Source organism: Nocardioides silvaticus (assembly GCF_003160695.1).
In the GTDB taxonomy this organism is placed as follows: domain Bacteria; phylum Actinomycetota; class Actinomycetes; order Propionibacteriales; family Nocardioidaceae; genus Nocardioides; species Nocardioides silvaticus.
This window is the reverse complement of the sequence record NZ_QGDD01000002.1, coordinates 210045-228157: the sequence shown is the minus strand read 5'-3', so window position 1 is coordinate 228157 and position 18113 is coordinate 210045. Positions and strand designations below refer to the sequence as shown.

11 protein-coding genes are annotated in these 18113 nt (G+C 72.4%); 3 read left to right on the top strand and 8 right to left on the bottom strand.

The annotated features are described in order from the left end of the window. Window positions 1-261: 261 nt before the first annotated feature. From DJ010_RS05910 to DJ010_RS05900, 3 genes are read right to left on the bottom strand one after another with little or no spacing between them, the layout of a single operon-like run. Window positions 262-1971, bottom strand: a complete 1710-nt coding sequence (locus DJ010_RS05910) for an MmpA family trehalose lipid delivery protein (RefSeq protein WP_109692718.1) — start codon at window positions 1969-1971, stop codon at window positions 262-264. Beyond that, complete coding sequence (locus tag DJ010_RS05905) at window positions 1968-3719, bottom strand: hypothetical protein (RefSeq protein WP_109692717.1); 1752 nt, start codon at window positions 3717-3719, stop codon at window positions 1968-1970. The genes DJ010_RS05910 and DJ010_RS05905 overlap by 4 nt, the downstream gene beginning before the upstream one ends. Next, entirely contained in the window at window positions 3716-7807 is a 4092-nt protein-coding gene (locus DJ010_RS05900) for an alpha-(1->3)-arabinofuranosyltransferase domain-containing protein (protein ID WP_109692716.1), read from the bottom strand. Before DJ010_RS05900 ends, DJ010_RS05905 begins: the two co-directional genes overlap by 4 nt. Window positions 7808-7864: 57 nt before the next feature. Here DJ010_RS05900 and DJ010_RS05895 point away from each other — a divergent pair, with 57 nt between their 5' ends. Next, window positions 7865-9154 carry an oligosaccharide flippase family protein gene (locus tag DJ010_RS05895; protein ID WP_245927267.1) on the top strand — a complete coding sequence of 430 codons (1290 nt, stop codon included), beginning with the start codon at window positions 7865-7867 and terminating at the stop codon, window positions 9152-9154. A gap of 609 nt (window positions 9155-9763) precedes the next feature. On the opposite strand, the gene polA is transcribed toward DJ010_RS05895, so the two are convergent. Next, window positions 9764-12454, bottom strand: a complete 2691-nt coding sequence (gene polA / locus DJ010_RS05890) for a DNA polymerase I (RefSeq protein WP_109692715.1) — start codon at window positions 12452-12454, stop codon at window positions 9764-9766. 42 nt (window positions 12455-12496) lie between these two features. Between polA and DJ010_RS05885 the strand changes: the two genes are divergently transcribed. Further along, window positions 12497-12910, top strand: a complete 414-nt coding sequence (locus DJ010_RS05885; protein ID WP_109692714.1) for a hotdog fold thioesterase — start codon at window positions 12497-12499, stop codon at window positions 12908-12910. Window positions 12911-12923: 13 nt separating this feature from the next. Here the strand turns inward: DJ010_RS05885 and DJ010_RS05880 are convergent, their stop codons facing one another. Continuing rightward, window positions 12924-13511 carry a GNAT family N-acetyltransferase gene (locus DJ010_RS05880; RefSeq protein ID WP_158282947.1) on the bottom strand — a complete coding sequence of 196 codons (588 nt, stop codon included), beginning with the start codon at window positions 13509-13511 and terminating at the stop codon, window positions 12924-12926. Between the two features lie 221 nt (window positions 13512-13732). Here DJ010_RS05880 and DJ010_RS05875 point away from each other — a divergent pair, with 221 nt between their 5' ends. Continuing rightward, window positions 13733-15082 (top strand): ABC transporter substrate-binding protein, encoded by a 1350-nt coding sequence (locus tag DJ010_RS05875; protein WP_211318670.1) that lies wholly within the window; start codon window positions 13733-13735, stop codon window positions 15080-15082. A gap of 96 nt (window positions 15083-15178) precedes the next feature. Here DJ010_RS05875 and DJ010_RS05870 read toward each other — a convergent pair whose 3' ends face one another. Genes DJ010_RS05870 through DJ010_RS05860 form a run of 3 tightly spaced genes read right to left on the bottom strand, consistent with a single transcriptional unit; the run spans window position 15179 to window position 18106 of the window. Further along, window positions 15179-15940, bottom strand: coding sequence for an ABC transporter ATP-binding protein (locus DJ010_RS05870; protein ID WP_109692712.1), 762 nt, complete (start codon window positions 15938-15940; stop codon window positions 15179-15181). Next, a complete protein-coding gene (locus tag DJ010_RS05865) occupies window positions 15937-16884 on the bottom strand; it encodes an ABC transporter ATP-binding protein (RefSeq protein ID WP_109692711.1) in 948 nt (315 codons plus the stop codon). The genes DJ010_RS05870 and DJ010_RS05865 overlap by 4 nt, the downstream gene beginning before the upstream one ends. Beyond that, window positions 16877-18106: a branched-chain amino acid ABC transporter permease gene (locus DJ010_RS05860; RefSeq protein ID WP_245927265.1), complete on the bottom strand. Its 1230-nt coding sequence runs from the start codon at window positions 18104-18106 to the stop codon at window positions 16877-16879. Before DJ010_RS05860 ends, DJ010_RS05865 begins: the two co-directional genes overlap by 8 nt. Window positions 18107-18113: the final 7 nt, after the last annotated feature.

The following is an 18113-nucleotide window of genomic DNA, read 5'->3' as shown; positions in this document are numbered from 1 at the left end:
CTCCCAGGGGACGTGTCAGCAAGGCGGGCCGCCCGCGCGCTCCCGAGCGCGAGCAGCCGCTCCCCCTACTCGCTCGAGTAGGTGTAGAGCTCGGCGTCGGACACGGGCTTCTGGTCTGTCGAGCCCTGATAGGCCTGGACACCGCCGATGGCCACGGCCCCGGCGGCGAGTGCTCCCACAATCGAAGAAATGATCAGATTCATGCCAAGGTCCCCTCCCAAAGACCCCCCACGACCCGGTGAACGAGTCGTGATGATCCGGTCACGTTACGTGACGCAGATCGCTCCCACGTCGGATTGTGGCGCCGAACCCGAGCAAAACGCAAACCCCCGACAGCGCGTGTCCGACCACGACCAGGACGGTTGTCCCAGATCCGGTACCACCGTCGAGCGGCCCGGCCGACACCTCCCCACCCGGTTCGAGGTCGACGAGCGCGAGCCCGTCGCCGTCGTGGACGGTCTCGCCCGCGACCGCGACCACGCCCGCGAGTCCCTTCTCCACCAGCACCCACCGCACCCCGGCAGCGCGCAGCGCTTCGGCGGGATCGTCGGCGGCGAGCGCGCGCCGTACCACCTCGACCCGGGGGTCCTCGGCCGGAACCACCTGGTCGTCGAGCAGGACGCGGTCGTCGACGAGCACCTCCCCCGGCAGGTAGCGCGGTGCCGGGTCGAGCACGGCCCGGCCGTCGTTCCACCCGTAGCCGCGGTAGGAACCGGTCCACGGCAGCACCACGACGGTGCCGGGGGCGTCGGCCAGCAGGTCCGCGACCTCGTCCCACTCGCGGGGGTACGACGACCGCTCGAGCTCGCCGCCGGCGCCCCACGCCAGGACCGGCAGCAGCAGGACCGGCGCGGCGACGATCAGCCCGACCACGGACCACAGCGCCTCCCGCCCCGGGCGCACCTGCTCCCGCGCGGCGGTCGCCGCTCCGGCCGCGCCGGTCGCCAGCACCACGCCGAGCGGGGCGAGGAAGCGGTGGGAGTCGCGCAGCAGCGCGAGGCCGGGCAGCCGCTCCGCCAGGTCCTCGACGAGGCCGGCGCCGCCCGGCACGGCCGGCAGCGCCGCGACGACGAGCGCGCCCAGCCCGAGCGCGGCGAGCCGCCGCCACTCCCCCGGGTGGTTTCGCACGGCACGGCGCAGGCCGGCCGCAGCCGCGACGGTGAGCAGGCACGACAGCAGCACCAGGATCGTGCTCGTACGAGCCTCCGGCAGGACGGAGGTCTTCCAGATGCCGCCGAGCGACAACAGGCTCGGCAGCAGCCCGGCGCCCGACTCGGCGCGCGCGGCGAAGCCCTCGAACACCCCGTCGGTCGCGACGTCCACCGTCTCCGCCGTCAGGGCCGGCACGAGCCAGGTCAGGTTGGCCGCCACGCCGACGGTCGCCGTGACCAGCCAGGTACGGCGGTCGCGGGTGACCGCGAGCACGGCCAGGGCCACCACCGCCATCACCCCGCTCGACGGGCTGCAGACCGCCGCGACGCCGACGGCCACCGCCGCCTGCGCCCAGCCGCGGCGCGGGTCGTCCCGCACCCTCCGGGCGGCGAGCACCACCCACGGCAGCACGAGGTAGCCGAGCAGGATGGCCCACTGGCCGATGAGGAGCCGCTCGTAGACCCACGGGTTCCAGAGCAGGAGCGTGATCGCCGCGGCCCGCGCGTACCAGGCGTGGTCGCGGACGACCCGCGCGACCCCGAGTCCGCCGAGGACGAAGCCCCCGACCAGCAGCGCGCGCTGGACCCAGCTCCCCGGCACCACCTGGGTGGCCACCGAGACCAGCGCGTCCATCGGGACCGCGCGCGGGAGCGCTCCGTCGAGACCGAGCCAGGCGGGTTTCCAGGGCTGGTGCGGGACGAAGACCATGTCGCCGAACAGCCAGTAGCCGGGGCCGACCAGCAACGGCCCGAGGACGACGAGGGCGATCCCCGCGCTCCACGCCACGTCGACGGTGGTCGCGCGCCCGGGCCGGGTCACGGGACCTCCGGGAGACCGGCGGCCACCTCGGTGACGCACACGGTGGCGGGGCCGCTGCTGACGAGCTCGAGCTCCGGCACCAGCCCCTCCACGTCCGGCAGCACGAGCCAGACCTCGTTGGGACCACGGCGGGCGAGGAATTCCTCGTTCCAGCTCGCGGCGCCGATCGAGACGGTCGCCTCGGCGTTGGTGTAGTAGCGGACCCGCAGCACGACGCGGCCGTCGAGCGGCAACCGCATCTCGACATCGGTCGGCTCCTCGGTCACCGACCAGCCGCACTCGTCGTCCGGTCCCGGCTCGCTGGTCACCGCACCGTCGAGGACCACCGGGCGGAGGTGGCCGTCCTCACCGACCACGCGCAGCCGGTAGGACGGCTCGTCGAACGCCGGACGCTCCGGCAGCGGCCCGAAGATCACCGAGTAGCGGTTGTCGTCGCCGACCAGCGGCAGCACCAGCTCGGCCGGGGCCGCGCCGTCGACGATGACCTGGGTCGGGTCGGCGGCGAGATCGTCACGCAGGTTGGTCACGAGCTCCCGGTCGAGCTGGTTCTGGAAGTGCGGCACCAGCAGGGCGGTGCCGAACGCGGCGGCGACGCCGTACACCGCCAGCAGCCCGCCCACCGCGACCGCCCGTCGCCGGGTGGTGGCGAGCACCGGCCACTCCGGAGCTCCGCGCAGGGCCAGCGCGAGGCACACGACGGCGGCGTGGAGGGTGTCGGCGGAGTAGCGGGGGTCGAGCCCGATGATCGCGCCGAACGCCGAGCGTCCCGACAGCAGCAGGAACAGGTCGGCGCCGACGTAGCCGACCAGGACCGCGAGCGCCCACCGGCGTGCGGGGCCGCCGCGCCACAGCAGCAACCCGACGACCGCGACGACGAGGACGATGCTCACCACGGTGACCCAGGTGGCCGGCACCACGGCGCCGCCGGCGGTGCTGCCCGCCCAGGGGCCGCCGAGCAGGCCGGGCACGACGCTCCGGCCGACGAACGACCAGGACACCTCGAGCTGCTGGCGGGCGGTGCCACCGCCGCCCTCGACGTCGGTGAGCAGGCTGTGCATGGTGAGGAAGGCGCCGGTCACCCCGACCATTCCGAGCCACAGCCACCGGAAGCGGCGCAGCGCGGCCGTCAGCCGGCGCCAGCCGACGGCGTCGTCGACGAGAGCGACCGCGACGCCGAGGACGAGCGGCGGCACGAGCGTGGCCCGCTCGTGCCAGAGCAGGCCGACCGCGGTGACGAGCACGATCGCGACGCCGTTGACCCACGGCCGCCCGTCGCCCTGGTGCCAACGGACCAGCAGCCAGGTCGCCGCCAGCGAGCAGAGCACGTGCGGCCACAGGAACATCGACGCGCTCCACCAGAGCGTGGGCATCAACGTCATCGGCGCCCACGCGAAGACCGCGAGCACCACCACGCGCGACCACCGGTCCCCCAGCAGCCGCGAGGCGATCAGCCAGACCAGCACCGTGGCGGCGAGGTTGACGAGGAGGATGCCGGTGGCGAGGACCGGCCAGTCGTACGGTGCGTGGTGGGCGACCAGCCAGAGGGTCAGCTGCTGGAACGGGTTGACGTGACCGGCGAAGTCGGAGAACAGGTAGTCCCACGTGAGGTCCGACCGATAGGCCCGGCCGGTCATGTAGAAGTCGTCCTGGTTGAAGTACGACCCCGCCAGCAGTCGCCCGCGCACGACCAGCATCACCGCGATGACGCCGATCGCCGCGGCTCCCTGGTGGCCGCGCCACGCCCTCATCGTGTCCCCCTGCGCAACCAGGACGGCCGGGACAGGCCCCCCGGGCGGGACGGGCGGGGCAGGTGCGGGAGACCCGCGACGAGGCCGGCGACGAGGCCGACACCGAGCGCGGCGGCGAGGTCGGCGGGGCCCGCCAGGGTGTCCGGGCGGCCGAGCGCGTCGAGGAACCCGGACAGCGCGACGAGACAGCCCCCGACGACGGCCACGGTCGCCAGCACCCGCCGCGCCGCGGCGAGCGCGCCGGCGACCAGCCCCGCCAGCGCGGCCGGCCCGAGGAGCACCAGTGCCCCGCCGGCCAGGACGGCGGCCACCAGGCGGTCCGGCGGGCTGGTCCCGGGCCACGGGACCGGTTCGGGCCGGCGGTCCGGCCCTTCGGTGGACCGGCCCCGCAGGCGCCGTCCGATCCCGAGCAGACCGAGGAGCACGGCTCCCAGCAGCAGCGAGCCGCTCACGACCAGGCCGAGCGGCAGGATCACGTCGTAGGTCGACTGCGGGCGGTAGCGCAGCTCGACCGTGACCTCCTCCCCCGCCGGCAGCAGCCATCCCTGCTGCCAGCCGTCGACCCGGATCGGTGTCAGCTCCTCGCCGTCGGCCTCGGCGACCCAGCCGTCGTTGAAGTTCTCGGGAAGCGAGAGCAGCGCCTCGTCGCCCGGGGCGACCACCGCGGTGCGCTCCGAGGACCCCCAGCGCTCGATCCGCACGTCCCGCTGGCTGGGCGTCGGCGCGGTCGACGGGGCCGCCGTCCCGCGCGCCTGCAGGTCGACGACCTCGAACTCCGCGTTCGGCACGGCGCGCAGCCGGTGCGTCCCGGCGTCGAGGTCCACGGTCGTGGCCCTGCCGGTCTCCACGTCACAGGCCTCGAGCGCGAGCGGGCTGCCGTTGAGGACGTCGGCCATGGTGCCGGAGACCCGGGTCGCGACCCTCCGCCCGTCGATGCGCAGCGCCGGGCCGAGCCCACAGACAGCACCGGTCTCCACCTGGGGGTCCAGGGGACGCGCGACCTCGACGCCGGTGAGCGCGATCTCGGGCACCACGACGTGCGCCGCATCGGGCGCCTTCTGGAACCGCACCCGCAGCACGTGGGTCCGCACCGGGTCGAGGGCGACCGGGGTGTCGCCGGTGAGCGCGACCTCCTGGGTCCGCCCGCGCGCGGTCACCACGGCCGCGACCGGCGCAGCGGGATCGGACGCGACGGTGATCCCGGTGATGGTGCGCAACCGCTTCCAGCGGAAGGTCAGGGTCGGGAACCGGTCGCCGTCGTCGGACACCCATGCGGTGGTGGGCTGGCCGTCGTAGGCGAAGCGTGGGGCGACGCGGGGGTCCTGGCCGAACGTCGAGGACGCGAGCACCGGCGGCCGGCGCTGGATCAGGTCGAGCAGGCGCGCCGCCTCGGGGGTGCTGCGCGCGACGACGTGGCCGGTGAGCGTCACGTCCTGCGCGGCCTCGAGCTCGAAGGTGCGGTCGAGGCCGGCCTGCTCCTCCGAGCCGCGGATCCGGGCGACGTCGCAGTCCGGCGAGCCGAGGACCACGAAGCAGGGGCGCCGGCCGGGCGTCGTTCCGAACGTCCAGGCGGCGTCCGCCGGGACCGTGCCGGGCAGCACCAGGGTGCGCTCGGGCGTGAGGCCGTCGACGGTGACCTCGCGCAGCCCGACCCGGGCGCCGCGCGCGGCCGTCGCCGCGGCCACGACACGGACCTCGACCGCGTCGACCTCGCTGCCGTCGAGGCGCACGACGGCGGGCGCGCCGGAGGTGTTGACGTCGACCCGTGCCCGCTGGGGTCCGGCGACCACCTCCAGCGTCCGGATCGGCGCGACCGCACGGTCGTCCGCGACCGGCGTCACGGTCACCTCGTGGACCGCGCGCGGCTCCTCGAAGTCGAGGCGGAGCCACTGCTCGTCCGGGTCGCCGGCGACCGAGCTGACCCACTGGGTGTCGATGTCGCCGTCGATCGCCGCGGCCGGCCCCGCCTGCACCAGCACCGGTCCGTAGTTGTCCGCGTAGCCCTGCGAGGACGACGCCGTCACCGACCGCAGGCCGTCGTAGCGGGCGACGACGGGGTCGCCCGGGCCGCTCGGGTAGTCGTGCACGGCGCGGTCCACGCGCCACGGCTCGTCGGCGGTCATCACCGCCGAGAGCGACTCGTCGTTGTTGCCGAACGCCCGCTCGCGCCGCTGGTGGTCGTCGGTGACGACCGTGGCCGGGTGCTCCCAGCCGTCCTCGCCCTCCAGCACCGTCGGGACGTCGCGTCCGACCAGGCCGCCGCCCTGGACGGACAGGACGCTCTCGGCCGCGCCGCGGACCGTCGCGACGTCGTCGACGTCGGTGGCGCGCAGCAGCGGCGCCGGGTCGGGAACGGCGAAGACCTCGACCTCGGGCGCGCCGTCGGCGGTGGACCCGAAGGCCGCCACCCGCTCGAGCCCGGCTCGCGCCAGGGACACGGCGCTGGCGCCGGGGTGCGGCGACCCGGTCAGCTCGCGCAGCAGGTCACGACGCAGCACGACGTGGGTGATGCCGGCGCGGGCCAGCTCGTCGACCAGCGCCTCCGTGGCGCGACCGGTGGCGATCTGCTGGTCGAGTGCCGAGAGGTAGCGGATGGACTCGCCGGGGATGAGCGGCACCTGGGTGCGGCTCACCATCGACGTACCGCCCAGGATGGTGAGGGGCTCGTCGAGGCTCCAGCCCCACTCGTGCTGCGCGAACCGCGACCCCGGTACCACCAGCGCCCGCCCGTCGCCCGAGCCGGCCGGCGCGTGGTCGGCGAGGTAGGCCTGCGTCTCCTGCCAGTACGACGGGATCTCGTCCCACCCGGGCGTCCGGGCGTCGCCCTCGAGGAACGGACGACCGAGCACCAGCACCACGAGCAGAGGGGCGAGCAGGATGAGCTGCTTCGCCGGCCGCGTCCGCGGGTAGCGCTCGACCAGCCACTCGGTCACGCGCACCACCCCGACCCCGAACCCCATCGCCAGCGGCAGCCGGACGACGGGATCGATCTTGTGCACGTTGCGGAAGATCTGGAGCGCACCGTCGAGCAGGTCCCGCAGCAGGTCGGCGCTCGGTGCTCCAGCGACGCCGCCGTGGGCCACCGTGAGGCAGCCGAGCCCGAGCACCATCGCGAGCATCAGCGGGCGCTTGACGGCGCTCTCCAGGCCGGCCAGGCCGGCGACGCCGATGCCCGCGACGACCGCGGCGACCGCGACCAGCACCGGGTCGGTGGCGAGGTGGAAGGCCGCGGGCCACCAGGGCTGGTCGCCCGAGACCAGGTACGCGATCCACGACGAGTCGCCGCGGGTCGCCTCGCTCCAGCCGATCAGCGCGGTCGTGTCGCGCGCGCTCTCGACGTACTGGTAGAACGGCGGCGCGTACCGCGCGAGCACCAGCAGCGGCAGCGCCCACCAGAGGCAGCCGGCCCCGACCGCTGCGAACCACCCGAGCGCGGCGCGCCGCGTCGTCAGGCCGCGGACCACGCCCCAGACCACGAGGATCATCGCCAGCGGCAGGCAGGCGGCGGTCTCCACCGCGTTGACACCGCCCATGCAGACGACCGCCGCGCCGCTGAGCACCGCCGCCCGCAGCGCGGAGAGCCGGCCCCGGAGGTGGAGGACGACGACCAGCACCAGCCACGGCATGACCGCACCCGGGAGCGACTCCCCGGTCTGCACGGCCACCGTGCCGAGCAGGCGCGGTGAGAACGCGAAGACCACGCCGGCCAGCAGCGCAGCGACGTCGCCGAGGCCCAGGGCCCGCGCAGCCCGGCGGGCTCCCTCGCAGGCCACGACCAGCAGGAGCGCGGACCACAGTCGCTGGCTGACCCACGGCGCCACCGACAGCGCGTCGGTCAGCACGAACCAGGTGCCCTGCGGGAACAGGTAGCCGTAGGCCTGGTTCTGGAACTCCCCGAAGTTCGACTCGGGGTGCCACAACGTGAACGCGCCGGACAGGAAGCTCCCGGGTCGCTCGGTCAGCTCGGCGCGGGTGTCGTAGGTCGTCGCCCCCGGCTGCTGGAGCAGCATGACGACGGTGACGACGACGTACAGGCACGACGCGATCGCCGCACCCACCGCGGAGCCGCCCGCCTTCGTCTCCCCCATCCCGCCTCCTCAGCCGGTCACTGTATTGGGCGAGGAAGCCCCGACTACCCTCGGAGGGTGACGAGCACCGTCGATCGCGCTCAGCCCGAGGGGTCAGGTCCGCCGTCGGCCGACCGCTCGCGGCTGGTCGGCGTGCTCCGCAGCAGCGCCGGCATCGCGATCGCCATGGCGGTCATGAACATCGGCACCTACGCGTTCCAGATGGTCGCCGCGCGGCTCCTCGGCCCCAGCCAGTACGGCGCGGTCGCGGGCATGATGGCGCTGCTCATGGTGCTCTCGGTCGTGCAGCTCGGCTTGCAGGCGACCGCCGCCCGCCGGATCGCGGCCGCCCCCGAGGACGTCGCCGCGATCGAGCAGACCATCCTCACCACCACCTGGCGCGCCGCGATCGTGCTCGGCGCTCTCGCGCTCGCCGCCGCACCCGCCGTCTGGTGGCTGCTCCGCCTCGACGGTCTGCTCCCCGCGGTCCTGCTCGCCCTCTGCGTGGTGCCGGTGACGGTGATGGGCGGCCAGGCCGGCGTGCTGCAGGGCGAGCGCCGCTGGCTGCCGCTGAGCCTGCTGTACCTGTCGGTCGGCGTCCCCCGCGTGGTGCTCGGCGGCGCCTGCCTGCTGGTCTCGGCGACCGAGGCCAGCGCGATGCTCGGCGTCCTCGCCGCCTCCTGGCTCCCCGTGCTGATCGGCAGCTGGGTGCTCCGCAACCGCGTGCACGGCGCCATCGTCACCGAGCACGACCGCGAGGTGCGGCGCGACGTACGCCGCGAGACCTACAGCAGCTCCGCGGCCCTCCTCGCCTTCGTCGCCCTCTCCAACCTCGACGTCGTCGTCGCCCGTAATGTCCTCGACGACCACCAGGCCGGCCTGTACGCCGGCGGCCTCATCGTCACCAAGGCGGTGCTGTTCCTGCCGCAGTTCGCCGTCGTCATCCTGTTCCCCTCGATGTCCACCGCCGGCGAGAGCCGGGCCGCCGTGCTCCGCGGCCTCGCCTTCCTGACCGCCCTCGCCGCCGCCTGCGTCGCCGGCGCCTACCTGCTCAGCGGCCTGGCCCTCGTCTTCATCGGCGGCAACGACTACGAGGACGTCCAGGACCGGCTCTGGCTCTTCGCCTGCCTCGGCGGCCTGCTCTCGATCCTCCAGCTGCTCGTCTACGCCGGCCTCGCCAAACGCGGCCGGTGGACGAAGTACCTCGTCTCCGCCGGCGTCCTCGCCCTCGTCGTCGCCGGCGCGCTCGCCGGCTCCGTCACCAGCCTTGCCCTCACCGTCGCGGTCGTCGACCTGGTGGTCGTCGCCCTGCTTGTCGCGCTGCAGGTGTTTCGGGGGCGGAGGGGGATGGAGACGCTGGTCGGTTAGAGGTCGAGCTTCGCTGCGCGGCTTGATGTGTGGGCCGTGCGGGTGGGGCGGTGGTGCCGGGAGGCCGTCGGCCTGCGCGGGAGGGCTCGCGCCGGCGGGGCAACCACATCCGTCCCCCAGCAGCGCGGTCGCTTCGCTCCCGCGGTGCTGGGCGCCGCAGCCAGACCCATCCACGCCCCGCCGGCGCGACCCTCCCGCTTGACCTGGACCTCCCGGCCCCACCGCCCGGCGAGCACGACCGACCCCTCGGGGTGGGTGGGTTCCCACCTGTCGTGTTCGCCGGTGACCGGCCACGTGGCACATGACCAACCACATCCACCCCGTCGTGGAGCCGGGTGTGGCGCGGGCGTGGCCTGCCCACCCTGGCCGGTGCGGGGCGTGGGCCCCGGTGGGCGAGTCCGGGCCCCGCCGGCTCCGAAGGCGGTCTCGTCGGCCTCGACGTGCCCGGCCGGCGTTGCGTGTGACTCGGGCGACCGAGCCCTGCTGGATCTGGCCGGCGGAAAAGGCCCGGCTTTGAAGCCGACCGGGGCCCACGACCCGCTCCGGCCCGACCTGCAGGCCACGCCCGACACACACCGACCGGCGCAACCCACCAAGCCCAGCGCAGCGCTAGTGCGCCGCCTCGTGCCAGCTCCGGCCGGTGCCGACGGAGACGTCGAGCGGGACGGCGAGGTCGGCGGCTCCACCCATCCGCTCGCGGACGACGGTCTCGAGGGCGTCGCGCTCGCCGGGGGCCACCTCGAAGACGAGCTCGTCGTGGACCTGGAGGAGCATGCGGGACCGGAGGCCCTGCTCGTCGATGGCCTGCTGGGTGTGGAGCATCGCGACCTTGATGAGGTCGGCGGCGGAGCCCTGGATGGGGGCGTTGAGCGCCATCCGCTCGGCCATCTCACGGCGCATCCGGTTGTCGCTGGTGAGATCGGGGAGGTAGCGGCGTCGGCCCATGATGGTCTCGGTGAAGCCGGTGCGGCGGGCCTCGTCGACGACGCCGCCGAGGTAGTCGCGGATGCCGCCGAAGGTCTCGAAGTACTCGTCCATCAGGCCGCGGGCCTCGCCGGGCTCGATGCCGAGCTGCTGGCCCAGGCCGAACGCTGACAAGCCGTAGGCGAGCCCGTAGTTCATCGCCTTGATCTTCGCCCGCATCTCGACCGTGACGTCCTCCGCCGGGACGTCGAAGACGCGCGATGCCGTGATCGAGTGGAAGTCCTGGCCGGACCGGAACGCCTCGATCAGCAGCTTGTCCTCGGAGAGGTGCGCCATGATCCGCATCTCGATCTGGCTGTAGTCGGCGGTCATCAGCGACTCGAACCCGCTGCCGACGACGAAGCCCTCGCGGATCCGCCGGCCCTCCTCGGTGCGGATCGGGATGTTCTGCAGGTTCGGCTCGGTGCTCGAGAGCCGGCCGGTCGCGGCGATCATCTGGTTGAACGTGGTGTGGATGCGGCCGTCGGGCTGGACGGTCTTGAGCAGGCCCTCGATCGTCTGCCGCAGCCGGGCGACGTCGCGGTGCCGCAGCAGGTGCAGCAGGAACGGGTGCTCGGTCTTGGCGTAGAGGCCCTGCAGCGCGTCGGCGTCGGTGGTGTAGCCCGTCTTGGTGCGCTTGGTCTTCGGCATGCCCAGCTCGTCGAACAGCACCACCTGGAGCTGCTTGGGCGAGCCCAGGTTGATCTCCTTGCCGATGACCGCGAACGCCTCCTCGGCGGCATTGCGCACCTCGTCGCCGAAGTGGCTCTCGAGCGCGGTGAGGTGGTCGAGATCGACCGCGATGCCCGTCTGCTCCATCCGGGCCAGCAGGTGCACCAGGGGCAGCTCGACCTCGGTCAGCAGCTGCGAGCCGCCGGCCCGCTCGAGCTCGCCCTCCAACGCGGTCGACAGGTCGATCACGGCCCGGGCGTAGAGCATCGCGACCGACGCGGCGTCCGCGACACCGTCGTCGAACAACGCACCCTGGTCGGAGTCGGACTCGCCTTTCAGCTCGCGGCGCAGGTAGCGCAGGGTCAGGTCGGCGAGGTCGTAGGAGCGCTGGTCCGGGCGGGCGAGGTAGGCCGTCAGCGCGGTGTCACTCACCACGCCGGCGAGCACCCACCCGTGCGCGGACAGCGCGAGCTCCGGTCCCTTGGCGTCGTGCAGGATCTTCGGCTTCGCCGGGTCGGCCAGCCAGGCCGCGAGGGCGGACTCGTCCTCGGGGCCGAGCGCCGCGAGGTCGACGTACGCCGCCTGCCCGTCGGCAACCGCGAACCCGATACCGTCGGCGGCCCCGGTGCCGGCCGTCCAGCTGCCCCGGACGTGCAGGCCGACCACCTGCTCCCCGAGGCCGTCGAGGAAGCCGGCCACCTCGCCGTCACCGAGGATCCGCCCGGCCAGCTCGAAGCCGCCCTCCTCGATCGGCTCCTCCTCGGCGAGCGTCTCCATCGTGCGGGTGCGCAGCTCGCCGCGGAACTCGAGCTCGTCGAACAGGGCCAGCGCGGCCTGGCGGTCCCACGGCTGCAGCGCCAGCTCGGACGGGCGGACGCCGAGGTCCAGGTCGGTGACGAGGGCGTTGAGGCGCCGGTTGCGGATCACGTCACCGAGGTGCTCGCGCAGCGCCTCGCCCTTCTTGCCGGTGATCTCGTCGGCGTGGGCGATGACGTTGTCGAGGCCGTCGTAGGTGTTGATCCACTTGGCGGCGAAGCCCTGGCCCACCCCGGGCACGCCCGGCAGGTTGTCGGAGGTCTCGCCGACGATCGCTGCCAGCTCCGGGTAGCGGTGGGGCGGCACGCCGTACTTCTCCTCGACGGCCTGGGGTGTCATCCGGGCGAGGTCGGAGACGCCGCGCATCGGGTACAGCACGGTCGACCGTTCGGTCACCAGCTGCAGGGAGTCGCGGTCGCCGGTGAGGATGAGGACCTCCATGTCGGCGGTCTCGTCCGCCAGCGCTTGGGTCACCAGGGTCGCGATGATGTCGTCGGCTTCGTAGCCCTCCGCCGTGAGGTGCGGGATCGAGAACGCGTCGAGCACCCGCTGGATGAGCGGCAGCTGGCTGCTGAACTCGGTCGGCGTCTTGTTGCGCTTCGCTTTGTACTCGGCGTACTCCGCCAAACGGAAGGTCTGCCGCGACAGGTCGAAGGCCACGGCGCAGTGGGTCGGCTGCTCGTCGCGCAGCACGTTGACCAACATCGAGGTGAAGCCGTAGACGGCGTTGGTGTGCTGCCCCTCGGCCGTGGAGAAGTTCTCGACCGGCAACGCGAAGAACGCGCGGTAGGCCAGCGAGTGGCCGTCGAGCAGCAGCAGGCGGGGGCGCGCGTCGGAGGACTCAGGCACCCGCCGACTCTAACCATCCCCGCCGACAGGACAATGGTGCCCATGACCTCCGACTCCACGGACGCCGTCGACCGGCTCGGCCCGATGGGCGCGCTCAACGAGAAGCTCGGCATCCGGCTGCTCGAAGCCACGGCCGAACGACTCGTCGCCACCATGCCGGTCGAGGGCAACACGCAGCCCTACGGGTTGCTCCACGGCGGCGCCTCGGTGGCGCTCGCGGAGACCCTGGGCTCGATGGGCTCGGCCATCCACGCCGAGCAGCACGGCCGGATCCCGGTCGGCGTCGACATCAACGCCACCCACCACCGGTCCGCGACGTCGGGCGTCGTCACCGGTACGGCGACGGCGATCCACCTCGGCCGCACCAGCGCCGCCTACGAGATCGTCATCGTCGACGAGCGTGGCAAGCGGGTCTGCACCTCGCGCATCACCTGCGCGCTCATCGAGCCCCGCTAGTACGACGCCGGGCCTACTCCGGCTCGGGGAGCGGCACCTCGGCAGCGGCCGCCCGGGCGCGCCGCTGGTTGCGCCGTGCGACCAGCACCCGCGGTGTGGCCCGACCGGAGCCGGCCGGGGCGGGAGGGGTGAGCCGGGCCCGCACCATCGAGGTCGGCGCCATGCGGAAGGTGGCGGCGGGCGCGAGGGCCAGCCGGGCCATGAACCGGTTGGCGTCGCGGCCCGTGGCCGGCACGGCCGTCGCGACGTGCAGGACGCCGTTCTCCTCGGCGAAGGCGGTCGCGGCCTCCATCAGGGTGCGGCCGACGCCACGGCGCCGGTACTGGTCGAAGACGCGGGGCTGGACCGAGTGCACGCAGGGCTCGAGGTTGATCGGCGAGACCGTGCCCAGCCGGAGGAACACCGCGCCGGCGATCTGCTCCTCGTGCTCGACCACCACGAACCGCTGCTCCGGCGAGGCGGCCGCGGCCTTGATGACCAGCTCGAGGTCGGCGACCTGCTCGGAACGGTCCACCCTGCGCAGCACGTCGCACCACAGCTCGGCGAGCACCGGCGCGTCCTCGCGACGGGCGATCCTCGGCGTCAGGCTGAACCTGCTCAAGCGTGTCTCCTCCTGGTCGGGGATCACCCTACGCCCGCCGCTCCCGGGGCGACAGCGGATCCTCCGAGGTCAACAGCGCCGACGTAACGGTTTGGTCAAAACACGGGTTCATCCCGCGCTCCCCCAGCCAAGCGGCCTACGGTGTCCCAAGCCACACCCGGCTGAGTGTCGGGAGTAGCCCCCTGTGCAGCCGCTGCACAACGAACAGAAAGGTTCGCAGAGTGATTCGATCCAACAACCGCCCCTGGCTCAAGCTGGTAGCCGGTGGCGCCGTTCTCGGCCTCGCGCTCACGGCTTGCGGCGACGACGGCGACGACGGCGACAGCGACAACGGTGCCGGCAGCGACGAGACCAGCAGCTCGACCGAGGAAGCCGCGCTCACCAACTCCGAGTGCGGCGGCAACGCGTCCTCTGCTGACGCCTTCTACGCCGGTGGCATCCTGCCGCTGACCGGCTCGCTCGCGTTCCTCGGCCCGCCCGAGATCGCCGGCGTCGGCCTCGCCGTCTCCGACATCAACGCGGCCGGCGGTGTCAACGGCGTCGACGCGTGCCACAACATCCTCGACTCCGGTGACGCCAACGACCTGTCGGTCGCCCGGCAGAGCGCCCGCGAGCTCGTCGGCAAGAAGCCGTCGGTCGTCGTCGGCGCGGCTTCGTCGAGCGTCTCGCTCGGCTTCGTCGACACCCTGACCGAGGCCCAGATCACGCAGATCTCGCCGGCGAACACCGCGGCCGAGCTCAGCGGCTATAGCGACTACTACTTCCGCACCGCGCCGGAGGACAGCGTCCAGGGCAGCGCCCTCGGTTCGCTGATCGCCCAGGACGGTCACCAGAAGATCGCCTTCCTCGTCTTCAACGACGCCTACGGCACCGGCCTGCGTGACTTCATCCAGGCGTCCTACGAGGGTGCCGGCGGCCAGGTCGTCTACGGCGGCAAGGGCGAGGGCCAGGAGTTCCCGCCGGGACAGACGACGTTCTCCTCGGAGGTCACCTCCGCGCTGGCGACGAACCCCGACGCCATCGTGATCCTCGCGTTCGACGAGACCGGCGCCATCGTGCCCGAGCTCGCCGCGCAGGGCTGGGACATGTCGAAGATCTACATGACCGACGGCAACACCTCCGACTGGAGCGAGGACTTCGACCCGGGCACGCTCGAGGGCGCGAAGGGCACCATCCCCGGTGCCGACGCCTCCGACGACTTCAAGACCCGGGTCAGCGACTGGAGTGCGGAGTTCGAGGGTGCCCCCCTCGACGACTACTCCTACGCGGCGGAGTCCTACGACGCCACCATCCTGGCAGCCCTCGCGGCGGCCAAGGGCGGCTCGAACGAGTCGACGGTCGTCCAGGAGAACCTGCTGGCCGTGTCGGGTGCCTCGGGTGGCACGGACTGCGCGTCGTACGAGGAGTGCCTCGCGCTGCTCGAGGACGGCGAGGAGATCGCCTACCAGGGTCCGTCGGGCATCGGGCCGCTGAACGAGAACCACGACCCGTCGTCGGCGTTCATCGGCATCTACCAGTACAGCAACGAGAACAAGCCGGAGCTCGTCGACTCCGTCGAGGGCGTCAGCTGATCCACGCACAGGCAAGCGCCCCCGGACCGCAAGGTCCGGGGGCGCTTCGCTGTTCAGGGGTGTCGCGACGACGTCGCCGTCGTGCGCGAGCTGCGGTCAGGCGCTCTCGCCGTCGACGTCGGTGGCCAGGGTGCCGAGGTAGAGCTGGATGACCTTCGGGTCGTTGGCCAGCTCGCGGCCGGTGCCGGTGTAGGCGTCCCGGCCCTGGTCGAGCACGTAGCCCCGGTCGCAGATCTGCAGGCAGCGTCGGGCGTTCTGCTCGACCATCACGACGCTCACGCCGGACAGCTTGTTGATGCGCCGCACCCGGATGAACGTCTCGTCCTGGCGGACCGGGGACAGGCCGGCGGACGGCTCGTCGAGCAGCAGCACGGTGGGGTCCATCATCAGCGCCCGCGCCATCGCGAGCGACTGGCGTTCACCCCCGGACAGAGCGCCGGCGCGCTGGGTGCGGCGCTCCTTCAGCACCGGGAACAGGTCGTAGATCTTCCCGCGCTGCTCCTCGAGCTTCTTCGGACGGAGGAAGAGCCCCATCCGCAGGTTCTCCTCGATCGAGAGCGTCGGGAAGACGTTGTTGTTCTGCGGCACGAAGCCCACACCCAGCTCCACCAGCCGGTTGGCGCGGGTGTTGGTGATCTCCTCGTTGCGGAGCGTCACCGTGCCCGAGTGGATCCGCACCAGGCCGAACATGGCCTTGAGCAGCGTCGACTTCCCGGCGCCGTTGGGGCCGATGATGCCGACGATCTCCCCGGTCCGGGCGACCAGGCTGCAGCCGTTGAGGATGTTGACACCGGGCAGGTAGCCCGCGACCACGTCCTTGGCCTCGATGACGACGTCGTCCGTGGTGGGGGTGGTCATGACCGTCCCTCGCTCTCCTGCTGGGCTTCGGCCTCGATGGCCGCGAAGTTCTCGTCCTCCAGCAGCGCGTCGTCGCCGAGGTCGGTGTCGTGGTGGGCGCCCAGGTAGGCGTCGACGACGGCCTGCTGGGCCATGACGTTCTTGGCGGTCCCCTCGGCGACCACCTTGCCCTCGGCCATGACGACGACCCAGTCGGAGATGTGGCGCACGACGTGCATGTCGTGCTCGACGAAGAGCACGGTCATCCCCTCGTCGCGCAGCGACTCGACGTGGCCCAGCAACGACTGGGTCAGCGCCGGGTTCACGCCGGCCATCGGCTCGTCGAGCATGATCATCTTCGGGTCGGTCATCAGCGCGCGCGCCATCTCGAGGAGCTTGCGCTGACCGCCCGACAGGCTGCCGGCGAAGTCGTCCTTCTTCTCCAGGAGCTTGAACCGTTCCAGCAGGCTGAGCGCCTTGTCCTCGATGTCCTTCTCCTGGCGCGACCAGAGCGGCTGCAGCCAGCTGCTGAGCAGGCGCTCCCCCCGCTGACCGGGGGCGCCCAACATCATGTTGTCCAGCACCGTCATCCGGTTCAACGCCTTGGTCAGCTGGAAGGTCCGGACCATGCCGGCGCGGGCGACCCGGGAGGCGGATGTCTTGCTGATCCCCTGCCCGTCGAACGTCCAGGACGCACCCGGCGACGGCTTGTCGAAGCCGGTGATCAGGTTGAAGAAGGTGGTCTTCCCGGCGCCGTTCGGCCCGATCAGCGCGGTGATGATGCCGCGCTGCACCTCCAGGTGCGTCACGTCGACGGCGGTGATGCCCCCGAAGTGGCGCGTGATGTTGTCGACGGTGAGCATCGGGTCCGGCTTCGCCGAGCCCGGCTCCTCGGCAACGCCCGACATCAGCTCGACACGGGCGGACTTCTGCGACAGGTCCAGGTTGGTCGTCGACTCAGGCATTGAACCGCAGCTCCCTCTTGTCGCCCAGGACACCTTGTGGTCGGAAGATGACCAGCAGCATCAGCGAGACGCCGATGACGATCCAGCCGAACTGGCCGGCCTGCTGGGTGTTGAGCACCGAGTCGGGCACCGTGTTGTCGGCGATGCCGGTGACCAGGATCCGGACCACGAAGAAGAGAATCGAGCCCAGAACGGGACCGAACACGGTCGCGGCCCCGCCCAGCAGGAGCGCGGTCCAGCAGTAGAACGTGAGGGTGCGGCCCATCGAGTCGGGGACGACCGAGGACGGGAGCACGAAGAGCATGCCGGCCACGGCGCCGAAGAGACCCCCGAGCACCAGCGCCTGCATCTTGATCGCGAACACGTTCTTGCCGAGGCTGCGGATCGCGTCCTCGTCCTCGCGGACGCCGCGCAGCAGGCGACCCCAGGGGCTGCGGACGAGGAGGTAGACGACGCCGACGCTCAGCAGCACCACGGCCCAGGCGACCGCCCGCATCCACCAGCTGTTCGCGCCGGTGAGGATGTAGTCGAGGGAGCCGATGTCGAAGTTGCCGGTGCCGAAGAACGACAGATCGGTGACCGGGCCGCGGAAGTCCTGTCCCTCGATCCCCTGGGGACCACCGGTGTGCTCGTTGAACGTGGTGGCGCGTCCGACGTACCGCACGATCTCGGCCGCGGAGATGGTGACGATCGCGAGGTAGTCACCGCGCAGCTTCAGCGTGGGGACACCCAGCACGACCGCGAACAGCGCGGACGCGAGGAGACCGATCACGACCGCGAACAGCAGCGGCACGCCCTCGACGATGGAGATCGCGAACCCGTAGGCGCCGAGCAGCATGAAGCCGGCCTGCCCCATGTTGAGCAGCCCGGTGTAGCCGAAGTGGATGTTGAGCCCGATCACGGCCACCGCGACCGCTGCGGTCTGCGGATCGAGGGCCTGGTCGAGCATGTTGTCACCGACCCGGGTCGGCCACCCGAGATCGACGCCGACGAACGCCAGCAGCATGATCAGCACGATCAGGGCGCCGAGTCCCCAGGCGACGTACCCGAACATCTCGCGGGTGCGGCTGCTGAGCAGCGGTCCGCCGGCCTCGCCACCTGCCGCGGCGGTGACGGCTGCGGCGGTCTCGCTGATGTCGGCGGTGACGCCCTGAGCGGCGACCTCGTCCTCGGCGACGGCGGCCGGGGTGTCGGTCTCGGTCTTCTTCCTGTTGAACACCATCGTCGTC